17 protein-coding genes and 1 riboswitch are annotated in these 16,437 nt (G+C 69.7%); of the genes, 13 read left to right on the top strand and 4 right to left on the bottom strand.

Annotated elements, in window-relative coordinates; translation table 11 throughout:
- Positions 1-3: 3 nt before the first annotated feature.
- The 9 genes from N8A90_RS09130 to N8A90_RS09090 all read left to right on the top strand — a co-directional run bounded on the left by N8A90_RS09130 (position 4) and on the right by N8A90_RS09090 (position 7,785).
- On the top strand, positions 4-2,370 hold the full coding sequence (locus N8A90_RS09130) for a heavy metal translocating P-type ATPase (RefSeq protein ID WP_410087657.1): 2,367 nt from the start codon (positions 4-6) through the stop codon (positions 2,368-2,370).
- On the top strand, positions 2,370-2,507 hold the full coding sequence (gene ccoS, locus N8A90_RS09125) for a cbb3-type cytochrome oxidase assembly protein CcoS (RefSeq protein ID WP_262074493.1): 138 nt from the start codon (positions 2,370-2,372) through the stop codon (positions 2,505-2,507). The genes N8A90_RS09130 and ccoS overlap by 1 nt, the downstream gene beginning before the upstream one ends.
- A 66-nt stretch (positions 2,508-2,573) precedes the next feature.
- Positions 2,574-4,007: a cytochrome-c oxidase, cbb3-type subunit I gene (ccoN, locus tag N8A90_RS09120; protein ID WP_262074491.1), complete on the top strand. Its 1,434-nt coding sequence runs from the start codon at positions 2,574-2,576 to the stop codon at positions 4,005-4,007.
- 13 nt (positions 4,008-4,020) lie between these two features.
- Positions 4,021-4,647, top strand: coding sequence for a cytochrome-c oxidase, cbb3-type subunit II (ccoO, locus tag N8A90_RS09115; RefSeq protein ID WP_262074490.1), 627 nt, complete (start codon positions 4,021-4,023; stop codon positions 4,645-4,647).
- Between the two features lie 21 nt (positions 4,648-4,668).
- Positions 4,669-4,806: a cbb3-type cytochrome oxidase subunit 3 gene (locus N8A90_RS09110; RefSeq protein WP_262074837.1), complete on the top strand. Its 138-nt coding sequence runs from the start codon at positions 4,669-4,671 to the stop codon at positions 4,804-4,806.
- Between the two features lie 10 nt (positions 4,807-4,816).
- The gene (gene ccoP / locus N8A90_RS09105) at positions 4,817-5,734 is read left to right on the top strand and encodes a cytochrome-c oxidase, cbb3-type subunit III (RefSeq protein ID WP_262074489.1); all 918 of its coding nucleotides are present in this window, start codon (positions 4,817-4,819) and stop codon (positions 5,732-5,734) included.
- Positions 5,735-5,759: 25 nt separating this feature from the next.
- A complete protein-coding gene (gene ccoG / locus N8A90_RS09100; RefSeq protein ID WP_262074487.1) occupies positions 5,760-7,214 on the top strand; it encodes a cytochrome c oxidase accessory protein CcoG in 1,455 nt (484 codons plus the stop codon).
- A gap of 18 nt (positions 7,215-7,232) precedes the next feature.
- Positions 7,233-7,523 carry a FixH family protein gene (locus tag N8A90_RS09095; protein WP_262074486.1) on the top strand — a complete coding sequence of 97 codons (291 nt, stop codon included), beginning with the start codon at positions 7,233-7,235 and terminating at the stop codon, positions 7,521-7,523.
- Positions 7,524-7,533: 10 nt separating this feature from the next.
- Positions 7,534-7,785: a hypothetical protein gene (locus N8A90_RS09090; RefSeq protein WP_262074484.1), complete on the top strand. Its 252-nt coding sequence runs from the start codon at positions 7,534-7,536 to the stop codon at positions 7,783-7,785.
- Here the strand turns inward: N8A90_RS09090 and fnr are convergent.
- The gene (gene fnr / locus N8A90_RS09085) at positions 7,766-8,482 is read right to left on the bottom strand and encodes a fumarate/nitrate reduction transcriptional regulator Fnr (RefSeq protein ID WP_262074482.1); all 717 of its coding nucleotides are present in this window, start codon (positions 8,480-8,482) and stop codon (positions 7,766-7,768) included. The genes N8A90_RS09090 and fnr overlap by 20 nt on opposite strands.
- Positions 8,483-8,722: 240 nt before the next feature.
- On the opposite strand from fnr, the gene hemN reads away from it, so the two are divergent.
- Positions 8,723-10,096: an oxygen-independent coproporphyrinogen III oxidase gene (gene hemN / locus N8A90_RS09080; protein WP_262074836.1), complete on the top strand. Its 1,374-nt coding sequence runs from the start codon at positions 8,723-8,725 to the stop codon at positions 10,094-10,096.
- Positions 10,097-10,248: 152 nt separating this feature from the next.
- Positions 10,249-10,962, top strand: coding sequence for a sulfite exporter TauE/SafE family protein (locus N8A90_RS09075; protein WP_262074480.1), 714 nt, complete (start codon positions 10,249-10,251; stop codon positions 10,960-10,962).
- A 145-nt stretch (positions 10,963-11,107) separates the two neighbouring features.
- Here the strand turns inward: N8A90_RS09075 and N8A90_RS09070 are convergent, their stop codons facing one another.
- From N8A90_RS09070 to N8A90_RS09060, 3 genes are all read right to left on the bottom strand, one after another.
- Positions 11,108-11,923 (bottom strand): sulfite exporter TauE/SafE family protein, encoded by an 816-nt coding sequence (locus N8A90_RS09070; protein ID WP_262074479.1) that lies wholly within the window; start codon positions 11,921-11,923, stop codon positions 11,108-11,110.
- A 339-nt stretch (positions 11,924-12,262) separates the two neighbouring features.
- Entirely contained in the window at positions 12,263-12,592 is a 330-nt protein-coding gene (locus N8A90_RS09065) for a cell division protein ZapA (RefSeq protein WP_262074478.1), read from the bottom strand.
- Positions 12,589-12,813 (bottom strand): DUF904 domain-containing protein, encoded by a 225-nt coding sequence (locus N8A90_RS09060; protein ID WP_262074477.1) that lies wholly within the window; start codon positions 12,811-12,813, stop codon positions 12,589-12,591. The genes N8A90_RS09065 and N8A90_RS09060 overlap by 4 nt, the downstream gene beginning before the upstream one ends.
- A 27-nt stretch (positions 12,814-12,840) precedes the next feature.
- Positions 12,841-13,081: riboswitch (cobalamin riboswitch) on the top strand.
- An 81-nt stretch (positions 13,082-13,162) separates the two neighbouring features.
- On the opposite strand from N8A90_RS09060, the gene N8A90_RS09055 reads away from it, so the two are divergent.
- Positions 13,163-15,088, top strand: a complete 1,926-nt coding sequence (locus tag N8A90_RS09055; protein WP_262074475.1) for a TonB-dependent receptor domain-containing protein — start codon at positions 13,163-13,165, stop codon at positions 15,086-15,088.
- On the top strand, positions 15,085-16,434 hold the full coding sequence (locus N8A90_RS09050) for a cobyrinate a,c-diamide synthase (RefSeq protein ID WP_262074473.1): 1,350 nt from the start codon (positions 15,085-15,087) through the stop codon (positions 16,432-16,434). Before N8A90_RS09055 ends, N8A90_RS09050 begins: the two co-directional genes overlap by 4 nt.
- Positions 16,435-16,437: the final 3 nt, after the last annotated feature.

The raw sequence follows: 16,437 nt of genomic DNA, 5'->3' as shown, positions 1-16,437 counted from the left end.
GGCATGCAAGCTGCCCTTCCGTTCGCCGCGCCAGGCCTCGCCATGCCGGACGCCGCTGGAACCGCGGTGCCGGCCTCGTCCGCCGCGCTCGACGACCCGGCCGAGTGGGCGGCCTTCGGCCAGCCGATCGACGGTGATGCTGCGGGCGGTCGCTGGTCGTCGCAGGTGGTGGTGGAGGGCATGCACTGCGCGGCCTGCGCCTTCACCGTCGAGGCCGCGCTGGCGCAGGTGCCCGGCGTGCTGCGCGCCGAGGTCAATGCGGCGACGCGGCGCGCGCGCATCGTGTGGTCGTCGGCCGAGGTGCAGCCCTCGCGCTGGTTCGCCGCCTCCGCCGCGGCCGGCTACCCGCTGGTGCCGGCCGGCGACCTGCAGGCCCGTGCGCAGCGGGCCCGGGTGGCGCGCCTGGCGCTGTGGCGCTGGCTGGTCGCCGGCTTCTGCATGATGCAGGTGATGATGTATGCGTACCCCGCGTACATCGCGCAGCCCGGCGACATGTCGGCCGACGCCGCGCAGCTGCTGCGCTGGGCCTCCTGGGTGCTCACGCTGCCGGTGGTCTTCTTCTGCTGCGGCCCGTTCTTTCGCAGTGCGTGGCGCGACCTGCGGCAACGCCGCGTCGGCATGGACCTGCCGGTCGCGCTCGGCATGGCCATCACCTTCGCCGTCAGCACCGCCGCCACCTTCGACCCCACCGGGCCGCTCGGCGCCGAGGTCTACTTCGACTCGCTCACGATGTTCGTGTTCTTCCTGCTGACCGGCCGCTGGCTGGAGACGCGGCTGCGCGACCGCACGGCCGGCGCGCTCGAGGCGCTGATGAACCGGCTGCCCGACAGCGTCGAACGGCTGGCGCCCGACGGCAGCTTCGTGCGCGTGGCCGTGCGGCGTCTGCAGGCAGGCGACACCGTGCGCGTGCTGCCGGGCGAAGCCTTCCCGGCCGACGGCGTGATCGTGCTCGGCGACACCAGCGCGGACGAAGCATTGCTCACCGGCGAGTCGCGCCCGGTGCCGCGCCCCTGCGGCGCGCGCGTGCTGGCCGGCAGTCACAATCTCGCCGCGGCCGTGCAGGTGCGCATCGACGCCGTCGGCGGCGGCACGCGTTTCGCGGAGATCGTGGCGCTGATGGAAAGCGCATCGCTCGGCAAGCCGCGCCTGGCGCAACTGGCCGACCGCGTGGCACGGCCCTTCCTGATCGGCGTGCTGGGTGCAGCCGCTCTGGCCGGCGCCTTGTGGTGGCAGGCCGGCCCGGGACATGCGCTGATGGTGGCGGTCGCGGTGCTGATCGTCACGTGTCCCTGCGCGCTCTCGCTGGCCACGCCCGCCGCGATGCTGGCCAGCGCCGGCTCGCTGGCGCGCGGTGGCGTGGTGGTGCACGACCTGCAGGCGCTCGAGGCGCTGGCCTCGATCGACACCGTGGTCTTCGACAAGACCGGCACGCTCACGCGCGACACGCCGCGGCTCGACCGGGTGTACAGCCGGCGCGGCGTCATGCCGGGCGACGCGGTCGAGCTGGCCGCCGCGCTGGGTGCGCAGTCGCTGCACCCAGCGGCGCGGGCGCTGGTCAACGCGTGGCAGATGCAGCATCGGGTGCCGCCGGACTGGGTTGCCACGCAGGTCAGCGAACAGGCGGGGCAGGGCCTCGAAGGGGTGCTTCAGCGGCGCCAGCACCTCGCAGGCGCCGCGCCGCGCCGCCTGCGCCTGGGCGCGGCGGACTTCTGCCGCGTGCCGGCCCTGGCGTGCGACGCCACGCAGGTCCATCTGGCCGACGAGGCCGGCTGGGTCGCGAGCTTCGTGCTGGCCGAAGACCTGCGCGAGGACGCTGCCGCCGCGGTCGACGCGTTGCAGGCGCAGGGCATCGGCGTGCAGCTGCTCTCGGGCGACCGCGACGCGGCGGCACGCGAGGTCGCGCAGCAGGCCGGCATCCGCGACGCACGCGGCGGCTGCACGCCCGAAGACAAGCTGATGGCCATGCGGTCACTGCAGGCGGCCGGATGCAAGGTCGCGATGGTGGGCGACGGCCTCAACGACGGCCCCGTGCTGGCGCAGGCGCACGCGTCCTTCGCCTTCGGCAAGGCGGTGCCGCTGGCGCAGGCGCGCGCCGACTTCATCGTGCTGGGCGATGCGCTCTCGGCCATCCCCGAGGCGATCGCGCAGGCGCGGCGCACGCTGCGCATCGTGCGGCAGAACCTCGCATGGGCCGCCGGCTACAACGCGCTGTGCGTGCCGCTCGCGCTGGCCGGCTGGCTGCCCGCGTGGCTCGCCGGGCTGGGCATGGCGGGCAGTTCGCTGGTGGTGGTGCTCAACGCCGCGCGGCTCGCGCGGCCGATGGCGCGGCACGCGATGCCGGCCATGCAAGCGCGAGAGCAGGGCGCCTGATGGACATCCTCTTCCTGCTCATCCCGTTCTCGGTCGTGCTCGTGCTGCTGATCCTCGGCGGCCTGTGGTGGGCCGTGGACCGTGGGCAATTCGACGACGTCGAACGCGAAGGCGAGCGCATTCTTCAGGGCGATTGATCTGTATCAATCCGTAGGACGTGTCTCACCAAGACACTGACCGGGTCTCATAGAAAAGGCCCGACGATGCAAGTTCCCAACCCTCCCGCGGCGGTCTACAGCGACACCGCTGTCCGTCAGTTCGCCATCATGTCCGTGGTCTGGGGCGTGGTCGGCATGCTGGTCGGCGTGATCATCGCGTCGCAGCTCGCCTGGCCCGAGCTCAACCTCGGCATCTCGTGGCTCAGCTACGGGCGGCTGCGCCCGCTGCACACCAACGCGGTGATCTTCGCCTTCGGCGGCTGCGCTCTGATGGCGACCAGCTTCCATGTGGTGCAGCGCACCTGCCAGGTCCGGCTTTTCGCGCCGGCGCTGGCGTCCTTCGTGTTCTGGGGCTGGCAACTGGTCATCGTGGCCGCGGCCATCAGCCTGCCGATGGGCTACACCAGCGGCAAGGAATACGCCGAACTCGAATGGCCGATCGACATCCTGATCGCCGTGGTGTGGGTGGCCTATGCGGTTGTGTTCTTCGGCACGCTGGCCGTGCGCAAGGTGCGCCACATCTACGTGGCGAACTGGTTCTACGGCGCCTTCATCATCGCCGTGGCGCTGCTGCACATCGTCAACAGCGCGGCCATTCCCGCCGGCTGGATGAAGAGCTATTCGGCCTACGCCGGCGTGCAGGACGCCATGGTGCAGTGGTGGTACGGCCACAACGCGGTGGGCTTCTTCCTCACCGCGGGCTTCCTGGGAATGATGTACTACTACATTCCCAAGCAGGCTGGCCGGCCGGTGTATTCGTACCGGCTCTCCATCGTCCACTTCTGGGCGCTGATCTTCACGTACATGTGGGCCGGCCCCCACCACCTTCACTACACCGCGCTGCCCGACTGGACGCAGTCCATCGGCATGGTGTTCTCGCTGATCCTGCTGGCGCCCAGCTGGGGCGGCATGATCAACGGCGTGATGACGCTGTCGGGTGCCTGGCACAAGCTGCGCACCGACCCGATCATCCGTTTCCTGATCGTCGCACTGTCCTTCTACGGCATGTCGACCTTCGAGGGTCCGATGATGTCCATCAAGACGGTGAACGCACTGTCGCACTACACCGACTGGACCATCGGCCATGTCCATTCCGGCGCTCTCGGCTGGGTCGGCTTCATCACGATGGGCTCGCTCTACTACCTGATCCCGCGCCTGTGGGGCCGCACCGAGATGCACAGCGTCAAGGCGATCGAGGTGCACTTCTGGATGGCGACCATCGGCATCGTGCTCTACATCGCCGCGATGTGGATCGCCGGTGTGATGCAGGGCCTGATGTGGCGCGCCGTCAACCCCGACGGCACGCTCACCTACACCTTCGTCGAAGGGGTGAAGGCCACCTATCCGTACTACGTGGTGCGCCTGCTTGGCGGCCTGCTGTACCTGGGCGGCATGCTGGTCATGGCCTGGAACGTCGCCATGACGGTGGTCGCCGGCCGCTCGGTGCGCGCACCGATTCCCGCACTGGTCCACGCCTGAAGAGAACAACACCATGAGTTCCAACGCACCCAAGACCGGCTTCTCCCACGAGAAGATCGAGACCAACAACTTCCTGATGATCGTGCTGATCCTGCTGGTGATCGCCGTCGGCGGCCTGGTGGAGATCGTCCCGCTGTTCTTCCAGAAGTCGACCACCGAGGCCGTGACCGGCGTGAAGCCGCTCGAGCCGCTGCAGCTCGTCGGCCGCGACATCTACACCCGCGAGGGTTGCTACAACTGCCACTCGCAGATGATCCGCCCCTTCCGTGCGGAGACGCTGCGCTACGGCCACTACTCGGTGGCGGGCGAGTTCGTCTACGACCACCCCTTCCAGTGGGGCAGCAAGCGCACTGGCCCCGACCTGCACCGCGTGGGCGGCAAGTACAGCGACGAGTGGCACCGCATCCACCTGAACAACCCGCGCGACCTGGTGCCCGAGTCGAACATGCCGGCCTACACCTGGCTCGCCGCTGCACCGGCCGACGCGGCCAGCATCGGCACCCACATGACGGCGCTGCGGCGCGTCGGTGTGCCCTACACCGACGAGCAGATCGCCGGTGCCAAGGAGGCCGTGGCCGGCAAGACCGAGATGGACGCCCTCGTGGCGTACCTGCAGTCGCTGGGCCTCGCGCTCAAGTAACCGAAGGAGCGAACCATGGACATCGACATCACCACGCTGCGCATCGCGGCCACGCTGGTTTCCTTCGTCACCTTCATCGGCATCCTCCTGTGGGCCTATGCCGGCCGCAACCGCCGGGGTTTCGACGAAGCCGCGCAGTTGCCCTTCGAACAAGACTGAAGCGAACATCATGAGCGATTTCATCAGCGGCTTCTGGTCGCACTACGTCACCGTCATCTCACTGGCCAGCATCGCGGCCTGCGCATTCCTGTTGTGGATCACCAACCGTGCGCGCGCCCCGGCGGGCGGCGACAACACCACCGGCCACGTCTGGGACGAGGACCTGCGCGAGATGAACAACCCCTTGCCGCGCTGGTGGGTGGGCCTGTTCGTGCTGACCATCGTGTTCGGGCTGGGCTACCTCGTGGCCTACCCGGGCCTGGGCAGCATGCGGGGCCAGCTGGGCTGGAGCACCGTCGGCGAATACGACAAGGAGATCGCCAAGGCCAACGCCGAACTGGCGCCGGTGTACGCGAAGTTCGCCGCGATGCCGACGGACCAGATGGCGCGCGACCCGCAGGCCATGGCGATCGGCGAGCGCCTGTTCCTGAACAATTGCGCGCAGTGCCACGGCTCGGATGCGCGGGGCAGCAAGGGCTTTCCCAACCTGAGCGACGGCGACTGGTTGCACGGTGGCGACCCCGCCAAGATCCAGGAATCCATCACGCTCGGGCGCATCGGCGTGATGCCGCCGATGGCCGCGGCCGTGGGCACGCCGGACGACGTGAAGAACGTCGCCAACTACGTGCTGAGCCTGTCGGGCAGCCCGCACGACTCGGTGCGCGCCGGGCTGGGGAAGGCCAAGTTCGCCGCCTGCGCGGCCTGCCACGGCACGACCGGCGGCGGCAACCAGGCCCTGGGCGCGCCCAACCTGTCGGACCGCATCTGGCTGCACGGCTACGGGCAGGACGCGATCATCTCGATGATCAACACCGGCAAGACCAACCAGATGCCGGCGCAGCAGGGCCGTCTGACCGAGGCGCAGATCCATGTGCTGGCGTCCTACGTCTGGGGCCTGTCGAACAACCCGCAGTCGGCTTCGCGCTGAGCGCGGCCGTCCATCGTCCGCACGCATGTCCGCATCCCCACGACCCCCACCGGCGCCCGCACCGGCATCCGCTGCGCCGCGCAAGGTGATTCCCATCGCCCCGGCAGAGGGTGAAAGCGTCGGCCTCTACGAGTCGCACAAGAAGATCTATGCGCGCAGCATCCAGGGCGTGTTCGCGCGCTGGCGCTGGGCCATGGTGTTCATCACGCAGATCGTCTTCTACGGCCTGCCGTGGCTCGACTGGGGTCAACGCCAGATGGTGCTGTTCGACCTGGCCGCGCGGCGCTTCTACATCTTCGGGCTGGTGCTCTACCCGCAGGACCTGATCTACCTCACGGGGCTGCTGGTCGTCTCGGCCCTGTCGCTCTTTCTCTTCACCGCCGTGGCGGGCCGCCTGTGGTGCGGCTACGCCTGCCCGCAGACCGTCTACACCGAGATCTTCATGTGGGTCGAGGAGAAGATCGAGGGTGCGCGCAGCGCGCGCATGCGGCTGGACAAGGGCACGCTGTCGATGGAGAAGGGCGTCAAGAAGACCTTCAAGCACGTGGTGTGGCTGTGCATCGCGATGTGGACCGGTTTCACTTTCGTCGGCTACTTCACGCCCATCCGTGAACTCGGCATGGCTTTCCTGCAGACGCAGATGGGCTCGTGGGAGGTGTTCTGGGCCATCTTCTACGGCTTCGCCACTTACGGCAACGCGGGCTTCATGCGCGAGCAGGTCTGCAAGTACATGTGCCCGTACGCGCGCTTCCAGAGCGCGATGTTCGACCGCGACACGCTCATCGTCAGCTACGACACGGTCCGCGGCGAGCCGCGCGGCGCCCGCGGCAAGCAGCACGAGCGCAACGGGCTGGGCGACTGCATCGACTGCACGCTGTGCGTGCAGGTGTGCCCGACCGGCATCGACATCCGCGACGGCCTGCAGTACGAATGCATCGGCTGCGGCCTGTGCGTGGACGCCTGCAATACCGTGATGGACAAGATGGACTACCCGCGCGGCCTGATCCGCTACGCCACGCAGAACGGCCTGGCCGCGCGCTGGTCGGCGCGCCAGGTGGCGGCGCGCGTGTTCCGCCCGCGCGTGCTCGTCTACACGGGTGTGCTGGCGGCGCTGTGCATCGGCCTGCTCGCGAGCCTGGTCGTGCGCACGCCGCTGAAGGTCGACGTGGTGCGCGACCGCGCTTCGCTCGCCCGCATCGTCGAGGGCGGCATGCTGGAGAACGTGTACCGCCTGCAGATCATGAACGCGACCGAGCGGCCGCAGCGCTACCAGATCACGGCACGCGGTCTCGAGGGCCTCGCCATCGCTGCCGGGGACTCGATCGAGGTGCTGCCCGCCGAATCGCGCTGGGTCGCGGTGCGCCTGCAGCTGCCCTATGGCGCCGCGCCTGCGGGCTCGCACCCCGTGTACTTCGACGTGCGGGCGGCCGAAGGCGGCGCCCATGTGTCGGAGAAGGCTATCTTTCTCGTTCCACGCTGATCTGTCAGGAGACAACCCATGAATGCCCTTGCATCGAAGCCGTCCAGCGGCACCGGCCGCACCGCCGAACCCTGGTGGAAGTTTCCGTACGTGTGGATGGTGATCGCCGGCCCGGCGATCGTCGTGGTGGCCGGCTTCGTCACGCTGTGGCTGGCCATCCGCACGCCCGACCCGGTGGTGTCGGCGGACTACTACCGCCAGGGCCTCGAGATCAACAAGACGCTGGCCGACAAGAAGCTGCTGCCCGCGCAGACCGGCCGCAACCATGCCGCCACACCGAGCGACGACGTGCCGTTGCCCAAGCGCTGAGACCGCCGCGATGAAACGCCGCATTCGCCGCCTGGCCTGGATTCTCTGGCCGTCGTTCCTGCTGGCCTGCGTGGTCGAGATGCTCGTGTTCGCCATGGTCGACCCGAGCGACGTGCACTGGCGCGGCGAGCCGCTGCCGCTGTCGCGCCAGGGGCTCTACACCGCGAGCTTCTTCGTCTTCTGGGTATTGGCGATGGGCTCGAGCGCGCTCACCGCGCTGCTCGCGATGTCGCGGCGCGAGGTCAACACGCCGGAGCGTTGACCAGCCGGCGCAGCTTGTCGGCATCGACGATGCGCACGTGGCGCTGCTGCACCGCGACGATGCCATCCTCGACGAACTTCGACAGCGTGCGGCTCACCGTCTCGAGCTTGAGACCGAGGTAGCTGCCGATCTCTTCGCGCGTCATGCGCAGCACCAGCTCCGACTGCGAGAAGCCGCGCGCGTGCAGGCGCTGCACCAGGTTCAGCAGGAAGGCCGCCAGCCGCTCCTCGGCCCGCATGCTGCCCAGCAGCAGCATCACGCCGTGCTCGCGCACGATCTCGCGGCTCATGATCTGGTGCACGTGCCGCTGCAGGGCCGTCACCTCGCGCGAGAGTTCCTCGATGCGGTCGAAAGGCATCACGCAGACTTCGGCGTCCTCCAGCGCGACGGCGTCGCAGGTGTGGTGGTCGTTCACGATGCCGTCCAGGCCGATGATCTCGCCGGCCATCTGGAAGCCGGTGACCTGGTCGCGGCCGTCCTCCGAGGTCACGCGGGTCTTGAAGACGCCGGTGCGGATGGCGTAGAGCGAGGTGAAGCGCTCGCCGTTGTGGAAAAGCGTCTCGCGCCGCTTGACCTTGCGGCGCGTGGCGACGATCTCGTCGATGCGCTGGAGGTCGGCGGGCTGCAGGCCGATCGGCATGCACAGCTCGCGCAGGTTGCAGTTGGAACAGGCGACTTTGATGGTTTCGGGAGTCATGGGCTGCGGGCGGACGGGCAGGCGAGGAGGGCGCTGCCGATACGCCGGTGGTTTGAATGAATTGTTCGCGAGCGACGGGTGCGCAGGCTTGACGGGCGTCAATGAAGAAGGGCCCCGTTGGCGGCACAGTCAAGGCGCCCTGAGCGCCCCACCACCATGCCATCCACCACCCTCTCCGAATCCGCCGCGCCGAGCCGGCTGCAGGCGGTCGCCGCGTCATCCGCCTCTGCCGCGCCCGCCATGACGCCGGCGACCCTCAAGCGCTTCGACGTCTCCGGCCCGCGCTACACCTCGTACCCGACGGCGGACCGCTTCGTCGAGGCCTTCGGCAGCGACGACTACGCGCAGGCGCTGCGCCAGCGTCGCATGGGCACCAGCGCCCGGGCGCTGCCGCTGTCGCTCTACGTGCACGTGCCGTTCTGCGAATCGCTGTGCTACTTCTGCGCCTGCAACAAGATCGTCACCAAGCACCACGAGCGCGCCGACGAGTACCTGCGTTACCTGGCACGCGAGGTCGACCTGCAGGTGGCGCAGTTGGGCCGCGGCGCGCTGGTCAGCCAGCTGCACCTGGGAGGCGGCACGCCGACCTTCCTGGACGACGCCGGCCTCGGCCGCCTCATGGACATCCTGCGCAGCGCCTTCGTGCTGGCGCCGGATGGCGAGTACTCCATCGAGATCGACCCGCGCACCATCGACGAGGGGCGGCTCGCCCGGCTGGCCGAACTCGGCTTCAACCGCCTGAGCTTCGGCGTGCAGGACTTCGACCCGGCCGTGCAGAAGGCGGTGCACCGCATCCAGCCCGCGGCGCAGGTGTTCGACCTGATGGCGGCGGCGCGGCGCCTGGGCTTCGCGTCGGTCAACGTCGACCTGATCTACGGCCTGCCCAAGCAGACGGCGGCGTCCTTCGACCGCACGCTGGCGCAGATCTGCGAGCTGCGGCCCGACCGCATCGCGCTCTATGCCTATGCGCACCTGCCGGAGCGCTTCAAGCCGCAGCGCCGCATCGAGGCGGCCGAGCTGCCCGACGCGGCGACCAAGGTCGACATGCTGTCGCGCTCGATCGCGGCACTCACCGCGGCCGGCTACGTCTACATCGGTATGGACCATTTCGCGCTGCCGACCGATGCGCTCGCCATCGCCAAGCGGCAGGGCCGGCTGCACCGCAACTTCCAGGGCTACAGCACCCAGCCCGACTGCGACCTGGTGGCGCTGGGCGTGTCGGCCATCGGCCGCGTCGGTGCCACCTACAGCCAGAACGCGAAGACGCTGGAGGAGTATTACGACCTGCTCGACCAGGGCCGCCTGCCGGTGGTGCGCGGCCTGGCGCTGTCGCGCGACGACGTGCTGCGGCGCTCGGTGATCATGGCGCTGATGTGCCAGGGCCAGGTCAATTTTGAGTCGATCGCGCTGGCCCACCTGATCGACTTCCGTCGCCATTTCGCCGCCGAGCTGGAGGCGCTCGAGCCGCTGGCCGCGCAGGGCCTGGTGACCCTCGGCGAGCACGAGATCGACGTGACGCCGACCGGCTGGTTCTTCGTGCGGGCCATTGCGATGGTGTTCGACCGCTACCTGCAGGCCGACCGCAACCGTACGCGCTTTTCAAGAATCATATGAATCACCCCCGATGCGCCTGCGGCGCCTCCCCCTCAAGGGGGCGATACCAGCGGCCCGGCGAAGCCGGTTCCGCGGTATCCCTGGTATGGAGCTGCGTCGGTTTCACTCGTCGCGGGCTATACGGCCGCGTGATGGAGGCTTGAGGCAAATCGATGCAGACCGCCCTTCTCGGAACCGCGCTGTTGATGGGCCTGGCCGGCGGGCCGCATTGCGTCGCCATGTGCGGCGCGGCCTGCGCCGGCGTGATCCGCATCGTGCGGCCACCGACCGGTGGCGGGGTGGCGGCGCTGCCCGCGGCCACGCCGACCGTGCCGGCCGCACTCGCTTTCCATGCAGGCCGCGCGGCCGGCTATGCGCTCGGCGGTGCCATCGCCGCCACCGCCGTGCAGAGCCTGGCGCTGGCCAGCGAACAGGTCGCCGCGCTGCGGCCGCTGTGGCTGCTGATGCACGTCTTCGTGTTCGCGTGGGGGATCGTGCTGGCCGTGTCGGGCCGGCAGCCGCTGTGGACGCATGGGCTGGGTCGATGGCTGGCGCGCGGGCTCAAGCCGATTGCGGGCTCGTCGTGGCGCGTGCTGGCCACCGGCGCCCTCTGGGTCGGCATGCCCTGCGGGCTGCTGTACTCGGCGCTGATGCTCGCCGCCCTCGGCAACGGGCCGCTGGAGGGCGCGGCCGTCATGGCCGCCTTTGCGCTCGGCAGCGGCGTGTGGCTGCTGCTGGCGCCCTGGCTGTGGCAGCGTCTGCGCAACGGCATCGGCCCCGTGCGGCGCGAATGGGGCACGCGCATCGCGGGCGCCTTGCTGGCGGCCGTCGCGCTGCAAGCCGTGTGGCACGACCTGAGCCGGCAAATCGCGATCTGGTGTGCGTGACTGGACTCACCCCCGAAGCGCCTGCGGCGCTTCCCCCTCAAGGGGGCGCACCCAGCGGCCTGGCAGAGCCAGTTCCGCGGGTGCCTTGGTACTTAGCTCGCTTGTTTCATAGGCCGCGGATGACTTGCACCCGCGATGGTGCCGCTCAGCCGGCCAGGCCCTTCCAGAGCATGTAGGCCGCCAGCACGTACAGGATGCTCGCGAACACCCGCTTGAGCTTCTTCACCGGCAGGCTGTGCGCCGCCTTGGCGCCCAGCGGCGCGGTGAACACGCTGCAGGCTGCGATCACGACCAGCGCCGGCAGCCAGATGTAGCCGAAGGCGCCGGCCGGCAGGCCCTGCACGTTCTGGCCGCTCACGATGTAGCCCGCCACGTTGGCCACGGCGATCGGGAAGCCGAGCGCGGCGCTGGTGGCGACCGCGTTGTGGATCGCGACGTTGCACCAGGTCATGAAGGGCACGCTGATGAAGCCGCCGCCCGCGCCGACCAGGCCCGAGATGAAGCCGATCACGCCGCCCGCGCCGAGTTGTCCCGCCGTGCCGGGCATCTGGCGCGTCGGCTTGGGCTTCTTGTCGAGGAACATCTGCGTGGCCGAGAAGCCGACGAAGAGCGCGAAGAAGATGGCGAGCGCCGTGCCCTTGAGCAGCGCGAAGACGCCGAGGCTGCCGACCAGGCTGCCGATGACGATGCCGGGCGACAGCCGCTTGACGATGTCCCAGCGCACGGCGCCGCGCTTGTGGTGGGCGCGCACGCTCGAGACCGAGGTGAAGATGATGGTGGCCATGGAGGTCGCGATCGCCATCTTCACGGCCAGGTCGGCCGGCACGCCGCGCTGACCCATGATGATCGTGATGAAGGGCACCATCAGCATGCCGCCGCCGATGCCGAGCAGGCCGGCGAGGAAGCCGGTGCCGATGCCCAGTGCGGCGAGTTCGAGGATGAGCATCGGTTCGAGCGGCATGCGGAAAAGCTTTCGTCAGAAAAGACGACGGCCCCGAAAAGGGGCCGTCGCGGGCTGAAAAGGTGTCTGCAGTGGGGTGCGCCGGACCCGCATCCTGAACCAGGGTTCAGGTGGGCGAGGGCAGCAAGACTTCGGGTTCATCTGACGCGAGATGATCACGCCCGTCAAGCGATGTACCAAGCCCGGCTCCGGAGAGCATTGGAACAAGGAAATATTAAGCCCGACGCGCACTGCAGACGGAGCCGATTCTACGCACGCATCGCCCCGGACGTGCAGGCGATCGGGCCACGTGGCCCGTGGTTTTTGCGTTGACAGCAACGCGTCGCTGGGTCAGTGGGGTCAGAGAAGCAGGCCGTCGCCCGCGAGCGCCTGGTCGAGGCGCTGGATCAGCTGCGCCGCGCGCGCGTCGTCGGGCGTGGCGCCGGCCGATGCAGCGGCCGCAGGCGCGACCGGCGCCGGCGCGGCGGCCGGCTGCTGGCCGAGGTCGAAGGCGAGGTTGAGCGCGGCCAGCACGGCGATGCGGTCGCGTGCCTTCACCTTGTTCGCGTCGCGGATCTTGCACATGGCGATGTCGACGCGCTCGACCGCTTCGCGCAGTTGCGCTTCGCCGCCCTCGGGGCAGCCGAGCAGGTAGCTCTGGCCCATGATCTGGACTTCGATCTGTTTCATGGTGCGCTGGAATCCTCGGAGGGTTCGATCGGCAGGCGTTCGAGCACCGCATCGATGCGCGCACGGGCCGCAGCGAGCCGCGACTTCAGGGCGTCGCGCTCGCGCGTGAGCATCTCGACCTGTGCCTGGAGCAATGCGCTGGTGCGCTGGACTTCTTCATGGCGCACGAGCAAACGTTCGACGCGCTCGGCGATCTGATCGAGGGGGCTCGGTGCGGGCATGGCTGGAGATTGTAGGGGCCGCGGCCCCTTAGAATCCGCAGCGTTGGTGCTCGTGCCGCGGTTCACGCGGTGCAGTTCAACGGGAAGCAGGAGCCAGAGCCCTTCGGGCCGCGGTCAGCCTGCGCTGCCCCCGCAACGGTCAAACAGACGGAACCTTCACCGGTTCCGCTTTCATCATCAGCCACTGGGCGCCCTGAAACAGGTGCCTGGGAAGGCGATGAAGGTCGCTCTGTCAGCCCGGATACCGGCCAACGAGGAGACCGTGCGTGCGCCCCTGGCCTGCGTGCGGTCGTGACGCCCACACGTCCGGCGGGGAAGCCGGACAGGGTTTTGTTCTCGAGTTCGTTCCATGATTCATTGCATTCCATCCGCAGGCGCTCGCCTGCCTGTGCGCGCACGCCTGGCGCTGGTTCCCCTGGCCGTGGCTGCCGCGTTTCCTGCCGTCGCGCAAGGCCAGGCCGGCGAATCCACGCTGCGCGAAACCGTGGTCACCGCCACGCGCGTCGAGCAACCGCTGTCGGACCTGGTGGCCGACGTGTCCATCGTCGACCGCGCGACCATCGAGCGCAGCGGCGCCACCGGCGTCGTCGATGTGCTGGCGCGCCTGCCGGGCATCGAGATCGGCCGCAGCGGCGGCATCGGCAACGCCAGCAGCGTGTTCATCCGCGGCGCCGAGTCACGCTTCACGGCGGTCTACATCGACGGTGTGCGCATCGACTCGCAATCGACCGGCGGTGCCGCCTGGGAAGGCATCCCGCTGTCGCAGATCGACCGCATCGAAGTGCTGCGCGGCCCGGCCGCTGCGGTGTATGGCTCCGACGCCATCGGCGGCGTGATCCAGCTCTTCACCCGACGCGGCGAAGGCGCGGCGACGCCCTTCGTCGGTGTGGGCATCGGCAGCCACAATCTGCGCCGTGCCGAGGCCGGCCTGAGCGGCTCGGCGGGCGAGGGCGGTGCCTTCGACTATTCGCTGGGCGTGTCGCACGAGGAGAGCGACGGCTACAACATCCAGCCGCTCGACAAGCGCACGCCGTCGCGCGACGGCTGGACCAGCCCCGACCGCGACGGCTACCGCAACACGGCGGCCAATGCGCGCCTCGGTTTTCAGATCAACCCGGCGCACCGTCTGGAGGGCACTTTCCTGTACAGCGACACCGTCGCGCAGTACGACAACGCATCGCGGACGGCCAGGCCGCCCGCCGTGTTCCCGGACGACACCGGCACCCACACCCTGCGCACCGCCGGACTGGCCTGGGTCGCCAAGTGGAACGACATCTACAGCACCCGCCTGCAGCTGACCGACGGCAAGACCGCCTACCAGACCGTGCCGTCGTTCTATCGCACCGAAACCGAAACGCGCGGCTACCTGTTCCAGAACAACCTGAACTTCGGTGCTCACCGCATCACCGCGGCGCTGGAACGCCGTGAGGACGAGCTCGACAACGCCGCCACGTCGGCCTTCTCGCCGCGGCTGGCGCGCGACCGTTCGCAGAACGCGGTGTCGCTCGGCTACGGCTTCGTGCAGGGGCCGCATTCGCTGCAGCTGCAGGCACGGCACGACGACGACAGCGAGTTCGGCGGCAAGACCACCGGCAGCGCCGCCTACGGTTTCGCGATCACGCCGCAATGGCGCGCGACCGCCTCGGTCGGCACCGCCTTCCGGGCTCCGACGCTGTACCAGCGCTTCAGCGAATACGGTCTCGCGAGCTTGCAGCCCGAGAAGAGCCGCAACGTCGAACTGGGCCTGCGCTGGGCCGAAGGCGCGACGAACGTCGGCGTGGTGGTCTACCGCAACCGCGTGACCGACCTCATCACCTTCGCCGGCTCCGCCACCGGCTGTGCCTCGGACTTCGGCTGCTATTCCAACACCGCGCGCGCCGAGTACGAGGGCCTCACGCTGAGCGCGGGGCACCGTATCGGCAGCGTGACGCTGCGCGCCTCCGCCGACTTCCAGGACCCGCGCGATGTCGACAACGACCGGCAACTGGCCCGCCGCGCACGCCGGCACGGCACGCTGGGCGCCGACTGGGCCGTGGCCGGCTGGACCCTGGGCGCCGAGGTGCAGACCTCGAGCATGCGCTACGACGACGCGGCCAACACCCGCCGACTCGGCGGCTACACCCTGCTCAACCTGGTCGCGAGCACCAAGCTCACGCCGTCGCTGACCCTGGTCGCGCGCCTGGACAACGCGGGCGACAAGGACTACACGCTCGCCCGCATGTACGCCACCGGCGGCCGCACCGCCTACCTCGGGCTGAAGTGGTCGCCGCAGTGAACCCGCACGCCACCTGCGCCGCCGTGCTGGTGGCGGCACCGGCCTCCGGCCAGGGCAAGACCACGGTCGCGGCGGCACTGGCGCGGCTGCATGCGCGGCAGGGCCGGCGTGTGCGCGTCTTCAAGTGCGGGCCGGACTTCCTCGACCCGCACTGGCTCGCGCTCGCCTCCGGTGCACCGGTGCATTCGCTGGACCTGTGGATGAACGGCGAGGCCGACTGCCGTGCGCGGCTGCACGAAGCCGCGGCGACCTGCGACCTGGTGATCGTCGAAGGCGTGATGGGCCTGTTCGACGGCACGCCGAGCGCGGCCGACCTGGCCGAGCGCTTCGGCCTGGCGGTCATCGCCGTGATCGACGCGCGGGCCATGGCCGGCACCTTCGGGGCGCTGGCCTTCGGCCTGCAGAACTTCCGCCCGGGCCTGCCCTGGGCCGGCGTGCTGGCCAACCGCGTGGGTGGCGAGCGCCACGCCGGCATGCTGAAGGAGGCCTTGCGCGATCCGGCGGACTGGCTCGGCGGCCTGTCCAGGGGCGAGGCCTTCGCCTTGCCCGAGCGCCACCTGGGCCTGGTCGGCGCCGGCGAACTCGGCGATGCGATGGCACGGCTCGACGCCGCCGCCGACGCCCTGGCCGAGACGCCGCTGGGCCAGCGCGCGCTCGACGCGCTGCCGCAGCTGCGCTTCGACAATCCGCCCGTGCCGGCCGCCCCCTCGACACCGTGGCTGGCTGGCCGCACCGTCGCCGTCGCGCGCGACGCCGCCTTCTCCTTCATCTACTCGGCCAACCTGGACCAGCTGAGCGCGCTGGGCGCGCACCTCGCGTTCTTCTCGCCGCTCGCGGGCGATGCGCTGCCGGCCTGCGATGCCCTTTGGCTGCCGGGCGGCTACCCTGAACTGCACGCCGAGGCGCTGTCGCGTGCCACGGCATTGCGCGACGCGCTGGCCGCACACGCCGCCGCGGGCAAGCCGCTCTGGGCCGAGTGCGGCGGCATGATGTCGCTGTTCGACACGCTGGTGACGGCCGACGGTGCCGAGCACCGCCTGTGGGGCCTGCTGCCGGGCCGCGTGACGATGCACAAGCGCCTGTCCGGCCTGGGGCCGCAGCAGCTCGAGGTCGGTGCGTTCACCCTGCGCGGCCACACCTTCCACTATTCTTCCTGCGAGACGCCGCACCCGGTCGCGCTGCGCACCGCGAAACCAGGCGCCGTGCAGGCGGTGGGTACGGGCGAGGCGGTCTACGTGAAGGGCGCCGTGCGTGCGAGCTATTTCCACGCCTGGTTCCCGTCGAGCCCCGACGCCACGGCGCGCCTCTTTCTTCCCGACCCCCTGGAGGGCCCGCATGCCCCGTGAAAT

The sequence above is a fragment of the Variovorax sp. N23 genome, assembly GCF_025486315.1.
Taxonomy (GTDB): domain Bacteria; phylum Pseudomonadota; class Gammaproteobacteria; order Burkholderiales; family Burkholderiaceae_C; genus Variovorax.
The sequence above is the reverse complement of the archived record's forward strand: the minus strand, read 5'-3'. Positions and strand labels throughout refer to the sequence as shown.